The sequence below is a fragment of the Marinomonas mediterranea MMB-1 genome, assembly GCF_000192865.1.
Classification (GTDB): domain Bacteria; phylum Pseudomonadota; class Gammaproteobacteria; order Pseudomonadales; family Marinomonadaceae; genus Marinomonas; species Marinomonas mediterranea.
Map to the genome: position 1 here is coordinate 985,718 of NC_015276.1, position 20,147 is coordinate 1,005,864.

Below are 20,147 nucleotides of genomic sequence, written 5' to 3' on the forward strand. Positions count from 1 at the left end.
CATTTCGAGCAGGGAGATTAAATGGACAGCCCATTTGAGCAAGTGCTTCTTGACCTTAATCAGGTCGGCGATAATGTCGCAACGTTAATTACCCCCGTTACCACCTTGGACAATGCGGTGATCGATATTACCAATGTTCTTAACGATATCGATGAGGTCTTTATTGTATTTAATGATGTCTGCGAGGTTGTAACGGATCTGCAAGCGGTATGTGCTGCTTTAGAAGTGGTCCCCGGTGTGGATGTCGTGGCCAGCGCACTTGAAGCGGCAGGCAGTGTGATCGACAGTGTCAATGAAGCCATTGCGCCTCTAAAAGTGACGGTTGAAGACATTGATTCTGTCATGAAAGACGTCGAAAAAGGCTTAAATACGCTTAAGAGTACGCTTGTAGACATTGCACATGATGTACCTGATGCGACTAAAACGTTGGCGATTTTAAATGCATTGCTAGACATTGCAGGCACGCTGGTGAAAGCCTTGTCTGGTTCAGAAGCGGCAGAAAAATTATCAAATGTAGTCGATGAGTACAACAAAATAAAAACGGAAGTGTCCACGGACATCGAACCTGTTGCAAAGGCGTTTGAAGACATCACCGATGTGATTAGCGATTTTGCCAACGATATTTCCAAAGCCGTAGGTGATGTTTCCAGCCATATCTCTGAAGCAAAAGCATCGATTACGCATGCAAGCAGTCATATCACGCCTGTTCACGAAGCGATGAAGATCATAAATGACATTCTATGGCCTGTTAAATGGCTGTTTCATGCCGCAGAGTGGTTGATTCACCACTTGCTAGATCCTCTGATCAAGAAAGCGGAAGAGCTTTCCGGTTTGTCTAAGTTGACCGATGACCTAGAGAAAAAGCTGGTTGATGCGCTTGGAATTGGGGATTTAATGACCGCGATTCATGGTGGTCTATCTGGAAATAATTTCGCACAGCAAGGCGCTCTGTTTAATGCGAAAACGCAAACCAGTGCAACCGCTCAAGCGATTGGTGGTTGGGCGCATGTTGCGGAGTTGCTGTTGAACTACAAAAATGACAATCAACAGCAGAAAAATGAGTTAATCACGACGTCGGTTGATGCGCTTGTCAATGCTCTAATCACTGGAACCATCGACATCGATTCTATTAGCATCGCGCCACCGCCTTCAGCCTCTCAAAGTGCGTCATCAGAAAGCACCGCTTCATCGGGGCAGGCCTCTATATCTAGTTCGAATAACGGTAAGCCCGCTGTTTCTATTCCTAGTGGTTACGCATCGAAAACAACCCAAGAGGCTGCGGCGAGTGTTCAGCAGAACACCAATGTTCTTAAGCAATTGACATCGAATAATGGAGAAGCAGCATGATGAGCAATGATGCATCCGCCGCAGTCACGAGTTTAGAAACGGCTGCTAATGGTCTTATTTCACAGTTGAATGCGCTCTCTAGTCCGGTCGAATCGTTGCAAACGGGTTTGGAAGCCATGCAGGGCGCTTTTCCAATCAGTAGTTTATTAGCAACTCAGCTGGATGATATAGACACGATATTTACCAGCATCGTCGATATTTTTACCTTCTTGGATTCGATCAAAGTACTAGGAGATGTATTTGAAGAGGCGTCGGCGACGATCTCCACTCAACAGGGCCAAATTCACGAAATTCAGACTGGTCTACCTGATTTGAAAAATCAGATTGAATCGATCGCGGCAAAAGTAACGGCATCAGAAAGTGAGTTACCGGATCCAAAAACTATCACGACTTCGGTGGCGACTGTAAATAGCTGGATACACGGCGCTAACAGTTTGTTAGCGACCTTAACGGGATTACAAAGCAAAGTCAGTAAAGGTGAGCAAACAACGGCACTGAGTCAAATTATGGCGTCGTTTGTGAGTGACTGCGACACATTGACTAAAAAGGTCAGTACATTGTCGTCTAACTGCGCATCGATTCATTCTGATGTGCAAGGTATTCTCACTTGCATGGTTCATTTCGGCAACGCGTTGTCACCCATTGCGAGCAACTCGAATTTAATCGCAAGCTCTTCAATGGCGCATCTCAACAGTACCGCCTCAAAATTGAAAATGATTAATGCCATTTTAAACCCAATTTCAATTGTTTTGGATGTGTCTGGGTGTACTGACCCTGCGTCGAAGATGTCATATACCAGTGCCCTTAATGGTGTAAAGCACAGCTTTACCACACAAGCATCTGGGATTGCATCAGACGTAACGGTCGCTATCAATGCCTTTGTGAGTGCGACCAGCTCAGGTTTCATACCTCTATTACCATTAGTTAATCATCTAAACCAAGCCCAGCAGACGTTTAATTCAGAGGCAATCAGTGCCATTAACGGTCATATAGCATCTCTTTCACAAGACATGAAGAGCGTTAATGAGGCTCTGCAAGCACCGCCATATACCACTGTTGTTAACGGTAAAAATGCCCCAGGTACCTTTATGGCAGCCGAAAACATTTCGGCTCTTACGAAATTACTTAAATCTGTCAGCAAATAATGATCTAGGAGAAATGTAATGACTGATACATCAACGGTTAACACGCAAACGAAGACTCTAACGGACTGGACGTATTACTTAGCATCATTTGCTGGAGTGTTGCGCACAGTAGGGGCTGCAATTGAAGAAGATAAGTGGGGATTCGACAGCAGTGATAAGAATCTTTTGTCGCTGCTTGAAGCGCTATATAAGTCAGTCCAAGATTTGGACAAGAACTTTATTAGTCTAATCAATAGCGGCGATAAAGTGGTTATAAACTTAACGCCTGCTCCCATTGATCAGCCTTTTCCTTCTGTTGGGAACAACCCCGGAGTGATTGCTGAAGCATGGTCCGCGTTTAAAGCGGCTCTTACGCCGGCAATGCAAGAGTTGAAAGACCGACCTGTACTTTATGAGTCCGCTGAGACATTACTAAATAGCGGCGAAGCGCTTGCTAAAGCCAGTGCGACTCTGATTTCAGACGGAGTTAAGTAAGTCTATTTAACGAAGTCTAATACAGGCAAACGCAGTCTGTCAGTTTGATAGACTGCGTTTTGCTTGTGAGCTTGTCGATTGTGTAATGCAGAGCGCGTTACTTTGAACGTTTTAAGGTAGGTTTAGTGAATGAGTGATACATCGAATGAGTCGATTGCCAACCAATTGGGAGAGTGGAAAACTCTCTTTACGTCGTTTTACGGTTTATATGGGCAAGCTTGTAATATGTTAAACCCCTCAACTCGTAACAGCTATGCCTGCCTTGCGAATATGAGTACAGAAAAATGGAACACGCTCAAGCCTTTGATTCAAGGAATAGCAGACTATCTGTACAGCTCCGTTATTATGCTACAGGAGGGTTATAAGTCGTTACAAAATGGAAAGATCCCCACTGTTCTTCCTCCGCCGATGAGCATTCCTGATTGGAGTACGGCCAAACAACCTACCATGCTTCAGGATATTGTTAATATCATTCAACAGCCTTTGGTTGTGATGTATGAACAAATCAGCCATAAATCTCCGATAATAAAACTGTTTATCTTAGGTATCTTTATTAACCTAGATCAGATTCTAAGTGCGATACAGGCCATTATTGAGTTTCCTTAAACTTCGAGGGTGTAAGTGGTGGCTAATCACTGATCTTCTTATAAAAGTATTTACGACACGTCGCTTCGTCTAGTCGGTTAATCACGAATACTAAAAGGCTGATGGCCGCAATAGAAAACACGATCCTTCCCCAAAAAATGGTCGTGAAATTCGCGCCGATTAATAATATAAGTAAGGTATCTTCAATCAAGCTGTGCAGTAGGTTCAGCAGCATGATGGCAACAAAAATGTCTCTTGGAGAAATGTGTCCGCGTTTTGCTTCGTTGATTAATAAGCCTCCACCAAAGGAAAGCCCTAATGTGATGCCTATGACAGTCAAGTTGGTGGCCTCTCGACTAATGCCTAATAATGATAAAATAGGCTTAAGCGCAATTCCCATCAGCTTTTCAATGCCAAGTAGTTTTAAGAGACGTAAGAACGTAATAAGTGCCGCGATAATGATAAAGATCATGAAGAGGCCTTCGACTTGACTAATAGCCCAGTCAGCATAACTAGAATGACTTGAAGGTGTGTGTTGCCAAGCGGTTTCCGCAGGGTAATTTAAAAGATTTCCTGCTTGATAAATGTGATGGACAACCCACGCCATTAACAAGCTTCCACCAAGGCGAATACCCAGTGTCATCATTAGGCCCACGCCTGCTTTTTTGGCGATGGCGGCTTCGATTGGAAGGCCATGAGCGATTAGCAGTAAGATTCCAAGAATGGACACTTGAGCAACGGTTAAATCTGCGTCTGTACTCATGAATACCAGCAGCCCAGCGTAGATGTTCGTCACCAAAGTGGTTGCCCAAACAAGCCCCATTTCACTGGGTAAGCCAACGAAAGACATGACAGGGCTGAGCCATTGGCTAAGTAAGATAATGCCACCAAGCTCTTCTATCACTTTAATGATGACTATCATTGGAATCATGACTTTAAACAGCGTCCAGGTGACGCTAAAAATCTCTTGCCACAATCCTTTCAATAAAAGCCCGTTCAATAAAAGCCCTACTTGTTTACGCATGGTTTAACTCCAAAAAGATCATGGCGATAGTTTATGTACTTAGTAAGAAATTTGTCGCTCAATCTGCTCGCTATAGGATTGTTTTATTTTTTATGTTTATCTAATAAAGAAATTCTTAACAGCAAAGAGGAGGCTTCGAGAAATTTATGGAGTTGGATAATATTGACCGAAAAATCTTAACCGTTTTACAACGTAACAATCGTATAGCGAACGTTGAGTTAGCGGAAGAAGTGGGCTTGTCACCGCCGGCCTGTCATAAAAGAGTAAAACGACTAAGAGACGAAAATATCATTGTCGGTGATGTCTCTCTGCTGAACCCTGAACTCACGGGAAATAAGCTCACTCTGTTGGTGTCTGTAGAGATGGAACGTGACCGTAAAGAGATATACGATGCATTTAAACGTGTTATTAACCGATCGTCTGAGGTAAAACACTGTTATCAAATAACCGGTAACTACGACTTTGTTATGGTTGTTGTCGTGCCTGACATGCAGGCATTTGAAGAATTTGTAGATCGGGTGCTGCACACGGACGCCAATATTCGTAAATTTCAAACGTCGGTATCACTTCGAACCGTCAAAACTACGACCGAAATTCCATTGAACTGAGGTTTTCGTCAAGCCTCTTTTTCAGTCTCAGTTATGCCTTCTAAGGCCATCTTAATTTGATGACCATTGTTCTAACAAAATTTGAATGAACAAATCCGCAGAAGGCGATACTGGTGTCGCATTGCGCTTCACTAGCCCAATCGAACGGTCGATTTGTACACCGGTTAATGGGCGAGACGTCAGCATACTGTGAGTACCAATTGGCATCGCTAATTTAGGTACAATCGAAAGACCAAGCCCCGTTTCTACTAAACCAAGCGATGTGGAGAGATGTTGAACTTCGTAGAAACTATTAAGGTTAACCTGATCTCGAACAATCGACTTATCGAGTAGCAGGCGGTTACCGCTTGAACGTCCTACGCTAATCAGACGATAAGGTTCTAAATCTTTCCAAGACACTTCTTTTAATTCCGCTAATGCGTGATCTTTTCGCATACAGACCACAAACGGGTCGTCCAACAAAGGTGTAAAACTCACTTCAGAATGTTGCGCAATGGCCATGTTTATACCAAAGTCTGCATCGCCTTGAATAACCGATTCCAGTCCTTGGTTCGCACTCTCGTCTAGAATTTTAATGCGAATACCAGGGTATTTTTCATTAAAGGCTTTAATAACGGAAGGTAAAAAGTAGAAAGCAGCGGTTGGAATGCATGCAATTGTGATACTGCCTTTTTGCTGAGAAGCCATATCTTTTATGCCCAGTATTGACAGCTCAAATTCTTCTAGCATTCGTCTTGCTTTTGGTAAAAATTCTCGCCCCACAGCGGTCAGTTTTGTTTTGCGTGTTGTTCGTTCAAATAGTTGAGTTCCAAGGACTTCTTCCAGTCTTTGTATGCGTCTGCTGAGCGCAGGTTGAGACAAAAAAGTCGCTTCCGCCGCTTCTCTGAAATTACCTGTTTCTGCCACTTTAATAAAGATCGTTAGGTCTCTAAATTCGATTTGATGCATTGCATAAGCCTATTTATTAATGCGTTTTTCACATTGATTATCCATAATTTTTGCATTTGATGCATTTAAATTCGCGTGTAATTCTTAGCGGCATAAGAATTACTAGTGGAAATTTTGAACATGTCTGAACTTATGATTCCCTGCGTTTTGATGAGAGGTGGTACTTCTCGGGGTCCTTATCTGCGATTGACAGATATGCCTGAAGACCGAGATGAACTTGCCGCTTTGTTGCTGCGCATAATGGGTTCTGGTCATGAATTGCAACTCGATGGGTTAGGAGGAGGAAATAGCCTAACGAGTAAAGTGGCAATGGTCGGTCCATCACGCACACCCGATGCAGATGTGGAATATTTATTTGCTCAGGTTGGCATCGAAACACAAACCGTCGATTTCGCACCTAACTGTGGCAACATGCTCGCAGGCGTCGCTCCGTTCGCAATCGAATCTGGTCTAGTGTATGCGGACGATGAGAAAACACTCGTAAAGATAAAAAATGTAAATACCAGCAAAATCATTCATTCCACCGTGCGTACACCCAATAAAAAAGTACAGTACGAGGGAGAAGTGTACATCAGTGGAGCAAGCTTTCCAGGCTCACCCATCGAGCTGACATTTCTTGATGTTGCGGGGGCCAAAACGGGAAAGCTGTTTCCGACAGGAAAACGGATAGATGTGATTGATGGCATTGAATTGACCTGCATTGACGCCGCGACGCCTGTTGTTATTTTCTCCGCCGATAGTTTTGGCAAAACGGGTCACGAATCGCCTTCAGAGTTAGATAACGATGAAGTATTTATGGCGAGGTTAGAAACAATACGTCGTCAAGCTGGTAAATTAATGGGCATGGGAGATGTCTCTAATTTAGTGATTCCTAAGCCTATTTTAGTCTCGAAATCGCAGAGCAGTGGCACGATTTGCGCTCGATACTTTGTTCCCCATAAATGCCATAAAGCGCTGGCGGTTACGGGCAGTATTGCCATAGTGAATGCACTTTGCAATCAAGGAACCATTGCTCAAAGGCTCGTCAACTGCGATGTCGGACAAACGTCTTTTCAGATAGAGCATCCTTCTGGTTTTATTGATCTCACCGCTCAATGGCAAGAAAGCGATGTAAAGTCCGTATCACTCGTTCGAACAGCGAAAAAGATTTTCTCAGGTCTGGTTCATATTAACTAGGCTAACAAGCACTATAAAAATAAAAGGTAATAATATGAAAAAGCTAACTCACTGGGCGGTAAGCGCGCTTACTGCATTTTCGGTAACTGCTGCTACAAATGTAATGGCAGAAGACAGTCCAGTTCCTGATACAGTCAACTTTACTGTTCCATTTGGTGTGGGTGGCGGTACGGATGTATGGGCTCGGTTTATGGCTCCGAATTTAACGTCACATATCGACGGCGAGCCTACAATCGTTATCAAAAACCAACCTGGCGGCGGTTCTTTAACGGGCACAAACTTGTTCTACAAGCGTGCTAAAGATGATGGTTCAAGCATCATTGGTACGTCTGCTTCAACGCTTTTCCCTTACATGCTAGGGGATAAGCGTGTACGTTTTAAACTGGATGATTGGACACCTATTCTTGCAAGCCCAACAGGCGGTGTTGTTTATGTTCAGCCTGACTTAGGTGTTGAAAGCAGCAAAGACGTAGGTAAATTGCTTGATCAACAGCTTAAACTTGCTTCTCAAGGCCCAACACGTTTAGAGCTTCCTATCTTGATCGCTTTGGATCTATTGGGTGCTGATGTTAAACCTGTATTCGGTATGAAGAGTCGCGGTGCGGGTCGTCTAGCCTTTGAGCGTGGCGAAGCGACAATCGATTTTCAAACCTCATCTGCTTACATTCGTAATGTAAAAGGGCTGGTAGAAGCGAATAAAGCGGTTCCTGTGTTCTCAGTGGGTGTGATGAACAACGAGGGTAATATCGTTCGTGATCCTGCGTTCCCAGACATTCCAACGTTTGAAGAAGCTTACTACACTGTTCACGGTAAACAGCCTAGCGGCATGCAGTATGATGTGTACCGTAAGTTCTTAGCGGCAGGTTTTGCCTTCCAAAAAGTAATTTTCGTGCCATCTGATGCGCCAAGTGATGTATTGGCTGCATACAATAAAGGTGTGCGTGAAATGATTAAAGATCCTAAATTCAAAGCAGAAGCTGCTGTTCAAATCGGGCCTTACCAAAATGCGGTTGGCCTAGACATTGCGACTTACCTAAGCGATGCAGTGACAATTTCTCCTGAAATGTACACTTGGATTGCTGATTGGCTAAAAGCTGAATTTAACTACAAGCTTTAATTCTTTTATTTCAGTGTTCTAAGAAGTATCTGAAAGAGCGTGAAAAATAAGACGGTATAAAAACCGTCTTATTTTTATATTGTTTCTACGTTGTTTCACATTCAATCAAATAAAATAGCGAATACTTAAGCGGTTTTTGGAGATAGTATGTCTGTTTTCTTCAGTGCCTTTGATCAGGTGATGTCCGTAATGCATCTGTCTTATCTGATGCTCGGCGTTGTAATTGGTCTTGTGGTTGGGATTATTCCTGGTTTAGGCGGTATTGCAGGGATGTCTTTACTACTGCCATTTATTTACGGAATGGATCCATCAGTTGGTTTAGGGATGCTGATGGGGTTAGTCGCCGTTGTACCGACAGGAGATACCTTTACTTCTGTTTTGATGGGTATACCCGGCTCCAGCTCGTCCCAAGCGACAGTGATGGATGGATTTCCTCTGGCTAAAAAAGGGCAGGCAGCCCGCGCACTTTCTGCCGCTTTCCTATCTTCTATGATGGGTGGCGTGGTCGGTGCCATTGTTCTAAGTGTGTTTATCTTAGTAGCACGACCTGTGGTCTTATCGTTTTCCTCCGCAGAGCTCTTCATGTTGACTCTGTTGGGGTTAAGTGTGGTTGCTTCGTTATCAGGCGGTAGCATCTTTAAAGGCTTAGCAGCGTGCGGTATAGGGCTTCTCGTAGGCACCATAGGTGGTGCGCCAGCGACGGGCGACTTCCGTTTTACCTTCGATATAGATTACCTTTACGATGGTATTCCTCTGATCGTTGTCGGTCTTGGTATCTTTGCGCTTCCTGAGATTGTGTCTTTGCTAATTCGAAACAAAGCAATTGCCTCAGAAGGAAATGAACTAGGGCAAGGACTGGGTCAAGGTATTAAAGATGTCTTTAAAAACTTGCCGCTAGTAGGCCGTTCATCTTTCTTTGGTAGTTTGGTCGGTGCGATTCCGGGATTAGGTGGTTCAGTAGTCGACTGGATGACTTACAGCTTTGCGATGAGCATGAGTAAAGACAAGAGCCAATTCGGTAACGGTGAAATCAAAGGCGTTATCGCGCCAGAGTCTGCTAACAACGCGTGTTCTTGTGGCAGTATGGTACCGACGATTCTATTTGGTGTGCCGGGTTCTGGATCGGCGGCGGTATTTCTAGGTGGTATGTTATTGCTGGGTATTCAGCCTGGCGTTTCGATGGTAACGACACACCTTGATCTTACTTACACTATTATTTGGTCATTGGCGCTTGCGAATATTATCGGTGCACTACTGTGTATCTTCTTAACGCGTCCAATCTCACTGCTAACTTACATTAAGTTTTCTGTTTTAGCGCCCATCATCTTAACGTTGATTTTGTTCGCTGCTTATCAAGCGACGCGTAGCTTGGGCGACTTTGTTGCTCTAGGTGGTATCGCATTGTTAGGTGTGATGATGAAGAGCGCAAACTGGCCGCGTCCTGCGTTTCTTATCGGATTTGTTTTGTCAGCGGGTGCAGAAAACTACTTCTTCCAAAGTATTCAGTTCTACGGAGACAGCTGGTTTAGTCGTCCGGGTGTGCAGATCATCGGTTTGTTGATTGTGTGTGGTTTGTTTTTACCGCCGCTATTCAAATACCTGAAAAAGAAAAAAGGCGACAGTAACACGCCAGAACCAGCAGTTGCTCACTATAGTGCCGATATTTGGATTGCAATGGTCTTCCTATTAACAGGTGTGGTATTCGCGTATCAAATCTGGGATGAGCAAATGCTAACGCAAGCGTTCCCAATGATGGCGATTGGTTTAGTGGTCTTTTCTGCCGCGTTTGTCATCTATGACTTTATGAAGAATCGAGGTCTGATTGCTTCGACGACTGAAGTACGTCAAGGGTTGGTTTACGTAGCTGGCTTCTTTGTCATGTCGTACCTCTACTTTGAAATTGGTTTCCTAGTGACTACGTTTGTGTTCACTTTATTGTTTATCTACTTCTTCGCAAAAGGAGGAGTGGTCAAGTCACTTTCCATATCTGTTGGGCTACTTACGTTCCTAATTGTTATGGGGCGTGTAATGAGCGTGGATTACCCTGAAGGGTTATTAGATCCTTACGTTCTCTCTGTGGTGAATCTGATTTAACACAGAATTTCCTTCGTATGTTTTTAGCCGGTGTTGGGTGTGTCCCTCCACCGGTTTTTTTTATCTGAATGCTTGCAAAATTAATCCACCTACAAACAGTCCTACGCCAAATATAAGATGCATAACAATACTCTGTATTCGAGCAAAAAGTGGGTAGGGAGTTTGTGAGGCAGCAATTCCCATCCCTAATGCCGGTTGCATAATCAAAAATGGAAAAGCGACGGTTGTACCTCCTACTATCATTGCAGGCATCAACGAGGGTGTGTCTAGCCATTGAGTGCCACATGCTCCAATAAAAAATAGGGCGAATAGGACGCCTGTTAAATAATGAGTAAGCCAACCAATGATTCGTTCATGGCGAACTCTAGGGCTTGATGAAATGGAAGAGTGACGAAATTTTCCTCTAGGGAAGTAGGCTACCCATCTTCCTACGAAATCGTAGCTTAATGGAATAGACAGTAGTCGTTGTCGAATGATCCCCCAAATATCCATAACGATTGTTGCAATTAGTCCAATAAACACAGTTGTGAATAAGTCGTTCATAGTCGTCTCCATAGCGTCTAAATCGTAGTTTTGAGGTAAGCTTACAACTTCAAGTTAACTTTAAGTCAAGTGCGCTATAACAGGAGGAGCTATGGATATTTCCGAGGCAGCACAACGATCAAATTTAAAGCCATCGACACTTAGATACTATGAAGAAAAAGGATTAATTCAATCTGTGGGACGAAGAGGGTTGAGGCGTCTCTATCATCCTAACGTTTTAGATAGGCTTGCTCTTATAACGTTGGGACGTACGGCGGGGTTTTCGTTAGAAGAAATCAGTCGAGTGCTTGGTATCGATTCAAAGGATGGTCGGGAAAGGATAGAGATAGATAAACAGTATTTGTTACAAAAAGCGGATGAGCTTGATGAGTCGATAAACGCGATGATCTCAGTGAGGGATGGTTTAAAGCACGCTGCTAACTGCACTGCTCCCCGGCATTTGGATTGTCCAAAATTTCGGAAATTAATGTCACTCTCTACACTAGGAAAAGTCCCTAGCATTATGCACAAGGGTATAGGGATAAAGAGTAAAAGGAAAACCAAGACAAAAAAAGACGCCCCGAAGGGCGCCTAGAAGGGTGATTCGAACACCCGCTCATCAGCGGGGTTAGTAATCTATACGCTATTGAACGATTTCTGGACCCATAATCGCGTATGGAAGCGCGGTAGACAGTGCCGGAATGTAGGTAACAAGTATCAAGAATACAAACATCACCGCAACGAAAGGCATTGCTGCTTTAACAACACGAGCCAAGCTCATGCCTGTAATGCCGGAGGTAACAAACAGGTTCAAACCAATCGGCGGTGTGATCATGCCGATTTCCATGTTTACGACCATGATAATACCTAGGTGGATTGGGTCGACACCAAGCTCCATCGCTATAGGGAAAACAACAGGCGCAACAATCACCAACAAGCCAGATGGTTCCATAAACTGGCCACCGATTAATAGCAAAATATTAACGGCGATTAGGAAAGTAAACCAATTGAAACCAACACCCAGCATCCATTCAGTAATGGCTTGTGGAATACGTTCAGCTGAAAGGGTATGAGCAAACAACAGTGCGTTAGCGATGATAAACATCAGCATTAATGTTGTTTTTGTACCGTCTAGCATGACTTTACGAGACTCTTCACCAAATAATGATGGGAAGAAACCACGTGCCATAAGCGATAAGTTACGAGTCCAGATTGGCAATCCCGCTGCGATACATGCGCCGATACCTTCTTCAAGGTTTTGGCTGCGTTTGTATGTGTAGAACACAGCGATCATCAATGACAAGATCAAGCCAATGATTGCACGGTCGCCGCCGGTGATAGATTCGCTACCAGACAATGCGAAGAACGACATGATCTCCCAAACAAGGAAGAACGACACACCGTAAACTGTACCGTTAAAGCCAACACGCGCTTTTGGACTGTCATTTTCGTTTGTCCAAGTTTGGCCTTTTAGAGGCCCCATATCACGATAGACAAAGAGAGCGATAAAGATGGAGTAAACTGCGGCAACAACGGCAGCCTCTGTCGGAGTGAAAACACCACCGTAAATACCACCCATGATGATAACGATTAGGAACAATCCCCAACCTGCTTCTTTACCACCACGAACTAAGTTACCGAACCCTTTCCATTCTTCTGCAGGTAGATTTTTAACGCGGGCTACAACGTAAATAGCAAGCATCAACATACCACCCGCCATTAAGCCGGGAATGACGCCTGCTAGGAACATACGACCTACTGAAACGTCGGTAGCAGCAGCGTACACAACCATAACGATAGAAGGTGGAATGAGTATGCCTAATGTACCTGCGTTAGCAATGATGCCGGAAGCGAACTCTTTGGAATAACCAACTTGACGCATACCCGCGATGGCAATGGTACCGATCGCAACAACCGTTGCCGGTGATGAGCCTGACAATGCAGCAAACATCATACATGCAAGTACTGACGCCATTGCTAAACCGCCTCGGAAGTGACCAACACTTGCAATAGCAAAGTTAATCAATCTTTTCGCGACACCACCTGTCGACATATAAGACGAGGCAAGGATGAAAAACGGGATGGCAAGCAACGTATAGTGCTGACCTGCGCCGAACAATGAAATAGCCACAGACGACAAAGAGTCGTGTGAGAAAAATGTAATAAACAGTATGGACGATAAGCCCAAAGAGATACCAACTGGAAGCCCTATAAAGAGCATCGTTAGTACCATAGAAAATAAGATAATGGATTCCACGTGTTGCTCCTAATTAGTCTTTCAATACGCCTTTGTTTTCTTCCAGAAGGTCTTGACCTTCATGACCGCTGATCAGCATTGGACGTTTGTCACGTGCAATATCAATCATTGCTTGAAGAGAACGATAAGAAAGAAGAGCCAAACTGATTGGCAATACAACAAGTACTAACCAGCGATGTACGCGAGGTTTCATATCAAATGCTTCGACTAAGAAAGTCGGGTAACGTAATTCTTCTTGTCCAAGGCCGATTCGGTACATCTTGAACCAGTATTCAAGAGCGCCACCACGAACTTCTACACCTAGCATAGCGAGCCAAGTGGAATCTAAAAGAATAAGGCCGTAAAGCATTGCTGCACCCGCGCCGAAAATAGAAAGCGCTTTGCGTGTCGGTTTTGGCACGGCATTTAGAAGAATATCGACGCCTAAATGTATGCCTGTTTTAATGCCATAGCTCATGCCGAGCAGAATCAGCCATGAGAACATGACGGTATTAAACTCAAGGGCTGCATCCCACCCTGTATTGAATCCATAGCGTGCAATCACTTGCCCAAATGACACCACCATAATGGATGAGATGACCAAAATAAGAATGTTTTCTTCAAAGCGTTCCATAAATTTAGGGAAGCGCTTTTCTAGCGCCCAAAGCGCTATGATAAATATAAGTAGATAAAGATGAGGCCAGTATGCCATGAGAGTTCTCTCCGCTCTTTTCTGCTAAACCTTGCTCTCTCACGAGAGTGTGGGCAGCAACCTAAGACGTTGTATTTAGATTAACTTGCTATGCGAAATAAGTCGCTTTGAAAGTGAATCAAAAAGTTGCCGTTTCGAAATGATCAGGCGCTTGCTTAGGTTTCGGTATTTAAAAGAGCCTGATGAATTGTCAGGCTCTTGAGTGCTGGAATACGCGTGTTATGCGTTGTTAGCAGACTCGATCAAGTCTTTGCCAATGTCGCTTTCGAACTGTTTCCAGACGGGCTTCATTGTATCGACCCATTCTTTGCGCTGTTCTGGCGTTAAGACATTGATCTTACCACCCGCTTTAAGAATGTTTGCACGGTTAGCCGCTTCTTTCGCTTTAACGGACTGATTGGCTTTTTGTGTGACTTCGTCTGCAATCGCGACGAACTGTTCACGATCCGCTTTGCTTAAGCTGTTTAGGAAATCAGACGATGTCATGAATAGGTAAGCAAGAAGTTGGTGGTTTGTTTCCGTTACACTGTCTTGTACTTCATAGAATTTTTTAGTGTAAATGTTGGACCAAGTGTTTTCCTGACCGTCTACAACGCCAGTTTGAAGTGCGCCGTATACTTCAGAGAATGCCATTGCTTGTGGGGAAGCATCCATCGCACGGATCATCTGCTTAGCAACATCAGATGTTTGAACTCGAAACTTCATGCCGCTCGCGTCGCTTGGTACCGTAAGTGGCTTCTTAGCTGAGAAGTACTTCATACCAGACATCCAGTAACCTAAACCGACGAAGCCTGCGTAACCTTCCATTTCGCGTAGCAATTCTTTACCGTCGCTAGAGTTGGTGAAACGGATTGCGTGATCCATGTCGTTAAAGACAAATGGAAGGTCAAATACACCGTATTTGCTAGTATAAGAGCCAAATTTTGATAGAGAAGGGGCTAGAAGTTGAACGTCGCCTAGAAGCAATGCTTCAAGCTCTTTTGAATCACCAAATAATGTTGAGTTTGGGTAAACCTCAACACACAGTTTGCCGTCCATTTCTTTGTTAACGCGTTCTGCCAAGCTGTTTGCAGCGACCACTTTAGGGTGAGTCGTACCGCCAGTAACATGGCTAAATTTTACAACACGTTCACCTGAATCACAGTTTGCAGATACTGTGCCTGCAGATACGGCTAGGGCAACGGCAGTTAACGCTATGCTGATTTTTTTCATTTTTATATGGCTCCAATTACTAGAGTAATTATTATTGTTTATGCTCGCTCATGTTCTTTTTATTGAACGAGTTCGTCGTATTAATTACACATTCCGTGCCAATTTTTAGATTATTTATAAGCTATTGAAAAGTATAGATAAATATTTTTATCTCCAACTTCTTTGTACTGTATAGAGATAAAATGAGTGGAAGATCGCTCAGTAAAAAAGAGCCAATGGGTGGTTTTTCGCCTATTGGCTCTTTTTACTGAAGCGCGTTCGTTAGTCTTGTTATCTTGCTGGATGGCGTGAGTGGTTTTGCAAGATAAAATGCGATGATTAGACTGTTATAGTAACGACAATAGTGTGGTCTTTAGCGTTTTTATCATGTCTTTTTTGCCTGAAAAACCTAGGCTTGAGGCATCTTGTTCGGTGATTTTACCCAGCGCAAATTCAACTAAATAACCATGTTTTTTTTTATTAGGACTTAGCTTACTAGTGTAAAGAAAAGCTTGAACGGCTTTTAATAGGCTGCTTCGAATGGTCGCAGCAGGGCGATGATGGTTGCAGAACAGCATGAGGCTTTGTCGCTCTAACTCACTTAATAAAAAGCGTTGTTCACTTTTGTCTCTATTGTCGCCTTCCTTGGTAAAGGGAAGCTCTGAAAATACGTTGATTAATGTGCTTGTTTTCAGATCCCAAAGGTTTAAGGGAAGTGAATACAGCGATTGACTAAGAAAGTGATTCAGCCATTTCGTTTGTGTGGTTAGCGCATCATCTGACAGCGCTTTGACCATCATGATGGAGTAGCTGCCACTTGCTTGATCTTTTGAATAGCCCAAGCGAACGGGGACAAAGCCATTTTTCTTCCAGAAATTTAGGGTCTCGTCTGTGAGAGCGTAACTAACACATAAAAAGTCAATGTCGTTTAGCCTTGCCTGCAGCTCTATGTATTGAATGAGCTCGCTGCCGTAGCCAATATTCTGTTTATTCGGTTGTGTGGCAATGCGGCTGATGCGCCAGTATTTATAGTCGGCAGCGTTTGCTATTCCTTCGTGAGCCAGCAGAGATTGCGGAAGTAAATGTCCTCGTGGTCGGCGTTTGCCCTGCATAACCTCTGCTGCTAAGTCTGTTGGTAGCTCTCCTTCCTGTGTGCAAATGGCTATCGAGCAGAGGGTGTTCGAGTCTATTTTTGCAACACTAAAGGTGCTTGGATCATCGAGCATCCATCTAATATTGTCAGGTGAGGTCTGATAGTGCGCGTTAACGAGCAGAGTAAAGGCAGCACTGAGCAGTTCTGGGTGTTCTAACCAGGTTTTCCCCTGAAGGCAATGTGAGCCAGATGGCATCGTAATCGCTTGATTATGCGATGATTGAAACAGCACGCGATCTAGCCAAATTTCAAATGCGTCATTTTCCACCCATCGTATCGGCGTCGACAACGTCAGGTTCACCGTTGGTGAAGGTAGGGAGGTCAGATACTTCATAAATTGCAGACCAAAACCCCGACCATTGCCTTCGTAACCGTCGTTGGTTGTACTGAAAAGCGTGATACGAGCACAGCTTTGCAGTGCTTTTAGCATCGGAACTGGAATGGCTGCCGATTCGTCCACGATGAGATAGTCAAACTTGCTGTGCTCGGCGATGCTATTGTCACTGCTCCTGATGTGCAGTTCCATAGATCTCAACAATTCATCCGGCGCAAAGAATGGGAGCGTTTCTTGAGAAACCGATTCGTACATGGCTTTCAGCGTAGCAATGCTGGCAACGGATGGCGCACAGACCGCAATGTGGCCTTTTGCTTGAAGTTGTTTTATGAGGCTACCTAACGCCGTTGATTTACCTCGTCCCCTTTTAGCGCATAAAACAAACTGAGTAGGTTGTTGTGCGGCTAATACTTCTGCCTGTAACGCTAACTGGTCTGACGTGAGGGCAGAAAATTTTATTTGTGAAAGCGACTCCATAATGGGGTAGTTTTGAGGGGAATTAGGTGAACGCTTTGAAGTACTAATAAAGCCATTGTTGCAAGAGTGATAAAAAGGGCTGTCTTTGTTAGTAAGTTGTTGCCAAATATAGTGCTTAAAATACGAGGTCGTTACCTCGGGTGTGACTGGCCAAGATAAATACCGTGCTAAATCAAGATCAACTTCGTTTAACCAATTAGGCCCGAGATGTAACACAAAGAGGCCGCCGCCTTGAAGCGTGCCCGCCATGATTGATAAAGCGTTGATATTTGCACCTTGGGACCAGTCTAAAAAAACCGCACCGTAGGTTTTGCCTAATTGAGTGGCCGCTTTTTTGACAGGAAGCACATCAACCTGATCAGATGAGCTGCTTTGGTCAGACAGTATTATCTTGTGCTCGACAGCGTGTGTTTTTTCAATAAATTGACGGAGCGCGTCCGAAAGACTTTCTAATGAAAGAATACAATGACGGTGTGAATGCGAGGGTTGAACGTTCAATAAAGCTCCTTAGCGCGCTCCGACCTTTGAAAACAAGCGATCGGTGCGTTTTATCATTTTAAAATGATACTAAGGAGTTCATCGACAAAAGAAAATAGTGAAAAGAGACTTTTACGCGACTGCCGTGCTCTCCAAGACAAGGCAAAAAGAAACCAGTCTACTTTTGCCTTGTCTATTTTTGCTCCATCCTAGATTGACTAGGGAAGGTGTGAACAAGTCCACTGACTTCAGCGTGTGGATAACTCTTCTTTATTCTAGGCAAGTTTCGCCGTCCAATATTGAGCATATTGGCAAGAAAGTTAACAAAGAATTAAAGAGAGCTTAGTCCACGCCCTTTGGGTCTTTCAGAAAAACAGCCTATCTTCGTTAAGAGTGATTGAAAGGTATTAACATTCCTGCTCACTCTCGCCTTAATAGGCTGTTTCTCTGATAAGACTGAAGTTCATAAGACTTATTCGTACCTTCCCTAGCGACTTCGAGCAAAGACTTCTAAAAGAAATAACGCCTATGGAAGTTGGAATTTCTTTAGATCTTTCTCTAGTTCGTTTGTTAACTCAAATATCTCGTTGCTCGCCTCTTGAGAAGATTGAGCGTGAGTTAATGTCGCTTGTGCCATCTCTTGAAGTTGCTCCGTGTTACCTTTGATTTGAGCTGAGGTCGCACTTTGCTCTTCCGTCGCAGCGGCGACGTTCTCAATGTTTTGCTCAACTGTGCTCACAGACGCTAGGATTTCACCGACTGTGCTAGTAGCTTCTGTGGCTTGATTGACACTGGTGTCGACTTGAGCTCGGCCTTCTTTCATCGTCGTGACGGCTGCTCGGCTACCCGATTGTAGCTTATCGACGACCAACTGAATCTCTTCCGTCGATTTTTGCGTGCGTTGTGCAAGAACACGTACTTCGTCAGCGACAACAGCGAACCCACGACCTTGCTCGCCTGCACGTGCTGCCTCGATGGCCGCATTTAGGGCAAGTAAGTTTGTCTGTTCAGCGATATCATTAATGACTTTTACGACGTTCCCGATATTTTCAGAGCTGCCTTCGACATCAAGGATCGTGTGTTCAGCTAATTCAAATGAGCTGGACAATTTGCCAACAGAGCTTTCGACATTCTTGATGGACTCGACACCTGAGCTTGTGGTCGCGTTGACATTATTAATTTCTGCCGAAACTTCTTGAGAGCTTTGCGCGACTTCTTCAATGGACACGGTAATTTGTTGAATCGCAGACGCTACTTCGTAACATGCATTGTTACTTTGATTTGCGCTGTCCGTTAACTGGTGGTTTGCGCTGGTAATGACGTCAGCAGAGCGACTTAATTGATTTCCTGATTCACTTACTTTGTGTATGAGCTCGATCAAGCCATCGCGCATTTTCTCAATATCGGACTGAAGGCAGTGAATTTCGTTTGCGCTGCCTTGCGGTGCTGTCGAAGCGAACTGGTAGGTTAGGTTGCCATCCCCAATAACAGTTAAACCTTTTGATACTTCTTTAAGCGGACGTAATGCCCGTTTAATAAATAGGCCCAGTATAATCGCGAGTACCGCAGCGATAACAACACCGATTGCTGCAATAAGCTGAAGAATTGCGTTCAGCTCTTCATCGTGTTCTGAGGAATAGGTTTTGATGGTGACAACCCAGTCCCAGCCTTTAACACGATGGAAAATCGCTTTCGATTCTTGTGGCGCCGCATCTTTACCTGTGACTTTTAGTGTGTAGTAAATGACGCCTGAATTTGATTGATACAACTTTTCGAACGTCGAACGTGCACCAGCGGAAAGATCGAAGATATTTTGACCTGTTACGGTGGGGTGGAAAATAAACTTCCCTTTATCTGTTACGGCATCAGTAACATAGACATAGCCTGTTTTGCCAAACTTAAGTTGAGACAGTTCTTTTCGAATACGCTTTAGGAATATATCCGACGGTAAAACAGCAAGCAGCTTCAAACGAGATATGCCGGGAACCGTTGTAGAGTACGCAACGTAATCTTTGTTGTTGATTTTGACCTGCTTAAGCGCTCCATTCGTTTTGGATAGTAAGGAACTAACCGTGTGTAAAGGGATATCGATCGAATGCTTGACGTGATCTAGCAGCGTAACGTTTGACCCATTTTGTTCATAAAGAAAGACTTTTTTCCCTGTGCTCTTTATATGACTCGTCAAAAAGTTAGTGATGGCGATTTGGGAATTTCGTTCGCCTATTTTCTGACTTCCCTCATTCAAAATATTGGATAAGTTGTTTGCTAATGTGTTTGTAGATCGAGTTATTGCGCCCGAAATTGAGTTCCAGTCACTTTCTAATTTTTGAGCAAGTAGATTCACTTCCGCGACCTGATGGTCTGTCACAATGTCTCTTACTTCATAGTCGAATAGACGACCAATTAACAGAACCAATACAAAGAAGGTAATTACGACCGAGATCATAATGCCGATGCCGATTTGTCTGGGCAGCGGCATCTTTTTAAAGAATGAGAGCATGGGAATGAGTCCTTTTAAATGTCTAAC

General features: G+C 44.0%; 17 protein-coding genes. 9 read left to right on the forward strand and 8 right to left on the reverse strand.

Going from position 1 to position 20,147, the window contains the following annotated elements; all coding sequences use genetic code 11:
* The first annotated feature begins 21 nt into the window (after window positions 1-21).
* The 4 genes from MARME_RS04560 to MARME_RS04575 all read left to right on the forward strand — a co-directional run bounded on the left by MARME_RS04560 (window position 22) and on the right by MARME_RS04575 (window position 3,572).
* The gene (locus MARME_RS04560; RefSeq protein WP_013660082.1) at window positions 22-1,347 is read left to right on the forward strand and encodes a hypothetical protein; all 1,326 of its coding nucleotides are present in this window, start codon (window positions 22-24) and stop codon (window positions 1,345-1,347) included.
* Entirely contained in the window at window positions 1,344-2,492 is a 1,149-nt protein-coding gene (locus MARME_RS04565; protein ID WP_013660083.1) for a hypothetical protein, read from the forward strand. Before MARME_RS04560 ends, MARME_RS04565 begins: the two co-directional genes overlap by 4 nt.
* 18 nt (window positions 2,493-2,510) lie before the next feature.
* Window positions 2,511-2,966 (forward strand): hypothetical protein, encoded by a 456-nt coding sequence (locus tag MARME_RS04570; protein WP_013660084.1) that lies wholly within the window; start codon window positions 2,511-2,513, stop codon window positions 2,964-2,966.
* 129 nt (window positions 2,967-3,095) lie between these two features.
* Window positions 3,096-3,572, forward strand: a complete 477-nt coding sequence (locus MARME_RS04575) for a hypothetical protein (protein WP_013660085.1) — start codon at window positions 3,096-3,098, stop codon at window positions 3,570-3,572.
* A 22-nt stretch (window positions 3,573-3,594) separates the two neighbouring features.
* Here the strand turns inward: MARME_RS04575 and MARME_RS04580 are convergent, their stop codons facing one another.
* The gene (locus tag MARME_RS04580; protein ID WP_013660086.1) at window positions 3,595-4,575 is read right to left on the reverse strand and encodes a hypothetical protein; all 981 of its coding nucleotides are present in this window, start codon (window positions 4,573-4,575) and stop codon (window positions 3,595-3,597) included.
* 146 nt (window positions 4,576-4,721) lie between these two features.
* Between MARME_RS04580 and MARME_RS04585 the strand changes: the two genes are divergently transcribed.
* A complete protein-coding gene (locus MARME_RS04585) occupies window positions 4,722-5,183 on the forward strand; it encodes an Lrp/AsnC family transcriptional regulator (protein ID WP_013660087.1) in 462 nt (153 codons plus the stop codon).
* A gap of 51 nt (window positions 5,184-5,234) precedes the next feature.
* On the opposite strand, the gene MARME_RS04590 is transcribed toward MARME_RS04585, so the two are convergent.
* Entirely contained in the window at window positions 5,235-6,131 is an 897-nt protein-coding gene (locus MARME_RS04590; RefSeq protein WP_013660088.1) for a LysR family transcriptional regulator, read from the reverse strand.
* Between the two features lie 120 nt (window positions 6,132-6,251).
* Here MARME_RS04590 and MARME_RS04595 point away from each other — a divergent pair, with 120 nt between their 5' ends.
* The 3 genes from MARME_RS04595 to MARME_RS04605 all read left to right on the forward strand — a co-directional run bounded on the left by MARME_RS04595 (window position 6,252) and on the right by MARME_RS04605 (window position 10,518).
* Window positions 6,252-7,307, forward strand: a complete 1,056-nt coding sequence (locus tag MARME_RS04595) for a 4-oxalomesaconate tautomerase (protein ID WP_013660089.1) — start codon at window positions 6,252-6,254, stop codon at window positions 7,305-7,307.
* Between the two features lie 34 nt (window positions 7,308-7,341).
* On the forward strand, window positions 7,342-8,424 hold the full coding sequence (locus tag MARME_RS04600) for a Bug family tripartite tricarboxylate transporter substrate binding protein (protein WP_013660090.1): 1,083 nt from the start codon (window positions 7,342-7,344) through the stop codon (window positions 8,422-8,424).
* Window positions 8,425-8,571: 147 nt separating this feature from the next.
* Window positions 8,572-10,518, forward strand: coding sequence for a tripartite tricarboxylate transporter permease (locus tag MARME_RS04605; RefSeq protein WP_013660091.1), 1,947 nt, complete (start codon window positions 8,572-8,574; stop codon window positions 10,516-10,518).
* 60 nt (window positions 10,519-10,578) lie between these two features.
* Here the strand turns inward: MARME_RS04605 and MARME_RS04610 are convergent, their stop codons facing one another.
* On the reverse strand, window positions 10,579-11,061 hold the full coding sequence (locus tag MARME_RS04610; RefSeq protein WP_013660092.1) for a DUF2938 domain-containing protein: 483 nt from the start codon (window positions 11,059-11,061) through the stop codon (window positions 10,579-10,581).
* A gap of 91 nt (window positions 11,062-11,152) precedes the next feature.
* Between MARME_RS04610 and MARME_RS04615 the strand changes: the two genes are divergently transcribed.
* Window positions 11,153-11,635, forward strand: a complete 483-nt coding sequence (locus MARME_RS04615; RefSeq protein ID WP_013660093.1) for a helix-turn-helix domain-containing protein — start codon at window positions 11,153-11,155, stop codon at window positions 11,633-11,635.
* Between the two features lie 48 nt (window positions 11,636-11,683).
* On the opposite strand, the gene MARME_RS04620 is transcribed toward MARME_RS04615, so the two are convergent.
* The 5 genes from MARME_RS04620 to MARME_RS04645 all read right to left on the reverse strand — a co-directional run bounded on the left by MARME_RS04620 (window position 11,684) and on the right by MARME_RS04645 (window position 20,120).
* The gene (locus MARME_RS04620; RefSeq protein WP_013660094.1) at window positions 11,684-13,297 is read right to left on the reverse strand and encodes a TRAP transporter large permease; all 1,614 of its coding nucleotides are present in this window, start codon (window positions 13,295-13,297) and stop codon (window positions 11,684-11,686) included.
* A 13-nt stretch (window positions 13,298-13,310) separates the two neighbouring features.
* Entirely contained in the window at window positions 13,311-13,988 is a 678-nt protein-coding gene (locus MARME_RS04625) for a TRAP transporter small permease (protein WP_013660095.1), read from the reverse strand.
* Window positions 13,989-14,207: 219 nt separating this feature from the next.
* Entirely contained in the window at window positions 14,208-15,200 is a 993-nt protein-coding gene (locus MARME_RS04630) for a TRAP transporter substrate-binding protein (protein WP_013660096.1), read from the reverse strand.
* 326 nt (window positions 15,201-15,526) lie between these two features.
* Window positions 15,527-17,641, reverse strand: a complete 2,115-nt coding sequence (locus MARME_RS04635; RefSeq protein WP_013660097.1) for a GNAT family N-acetyltransferase — start codon at window positions 17,639-17,641, stop codon at window positions 15,527-15,529.
* A 505-nt stretch (window positions 17,642-18,146) separates the two neighbouring features.
* Window positions 18,147-20,120 carry a methyl-accepting chemotaxis protein gene (locus MARME_RS04645; protein ID WP_013660098.1) on the reverse strand — a complete coding sequence of 658 codons (1,974 nt, stop codon included), beginning with the start codon at window positions 20,118-20,120 and terminating at the stop codon, window positions 18,147-18,149.
* Window positions 20,121-20,147: the final 27 nt, after the last annotated feature.

Excerpts from the sequence above, each read along its gene's own strand:
- MARME_RS04560 (WP_013660082.1), top strand. The coding sequence starts at position 22 with ATGGACAGCCCATTTGAGCAAGTGCTTCTTGACCTTAATCAGGTCGGC.
- MARME_RS04580 (WP_013660086.1), bottom strand. The coding sequence starts at position 4,575 with ATGCGTAAACAAGTAGGGCTTTTATTGAACGGGCTTTTATTGAAAGGA.
- MARME_RS04595 (WP_013660089.1), top strand. The coding sequence starts at position 6,252 with ATGTCTGAACTTATGATTCCCTGCGTTTTGATGAGAGGTGGTACTTCT.
- MARME_RS04605 (WP_013660091.1), top strand. The coding sequence starts at position 8,572 with ATGTCTGTTTTCTTCAGTGCCTTTGATCAGGTGATGTCCGTAATGCAT.
- MARME_RS04600 (WP_013660090.1), top strand. The coding sequence starts at position 7,342 with ATGAAAAAGCTAACTCACTGGGCGGTAAGCGCGCTTACTGCATTTTCG.
- MARME_RS04590 (WP_013660088.1), bottom strand. The coding sequence starts at position 6,131 with ATGCATCAAATCGAATTTAGAGACCTAACGATCTTTATTAAAGTGGCA.
- MARME_RS04630 (WP_013660096.1), bottom strand. The coding sequence starts at position 15,200 with ATGAAAAAAATCAGCATAGCGTTAACTGCCGTTGCCCTAGCCGTATCT.
- MARME_RS04645 (WP_013660098.1), bottom strand. The coding sequence starts at position 20,120 with ATGCTCTCATTCTTTAAAAAGATGCCGCTGCCCAGACAAATCGGCATC.
- MARME_RS04615 (WP_013660093.1), top strand. The coding sequence starts at position 11,153 with ATGGATATTTCCGAGGCAGCACAACGATCAAATTTAAAGCCATCGACA.
- MARME_RS04570 (WP_013660084.1), top strand. The coding sequence starts at position 2,511 with ATGACTGATACATCAACGGTTAACACGCAAACGAAGACTCTAACGGAC.
- MARME_RS04610 (WP_013660092.1), bottom strand. The coding sequence starts at position 11,061 with ATGAACGACTTATTCACAACTGTGTTTATTGGACTAATTGCAACAATC.
- MARME_RS04625 (WP_013660095.1), bottom strand. The coding sequence starts at position 13,988 with ATGGCATACTGGCCTCATCTTTATCTACTTATATTTATCATAGCGCTT.
- MARME_RS04575 (WP_013660085.1), top strand. The coding sequence starts at position 3,096 with ATGAGTGATACATCGAATGAGTCGATTGCCAACCAATTGGGAGAGTGG.
- MARME_RS04585 (WP_013660087.1), top strand. The coding sequence starts at position 4,722 with ATGGAGTTGGATAATATTGACCGAAAAATCTTAACCGTTTTACAACGT.
- MARME_RS04565 (WP_013660083.1), top strand. The coding sequence starts at position 1,344 with ATGATGAGCAATGATGCATCCGCCGCAGTCACGAGTTTAGAAACGGCT.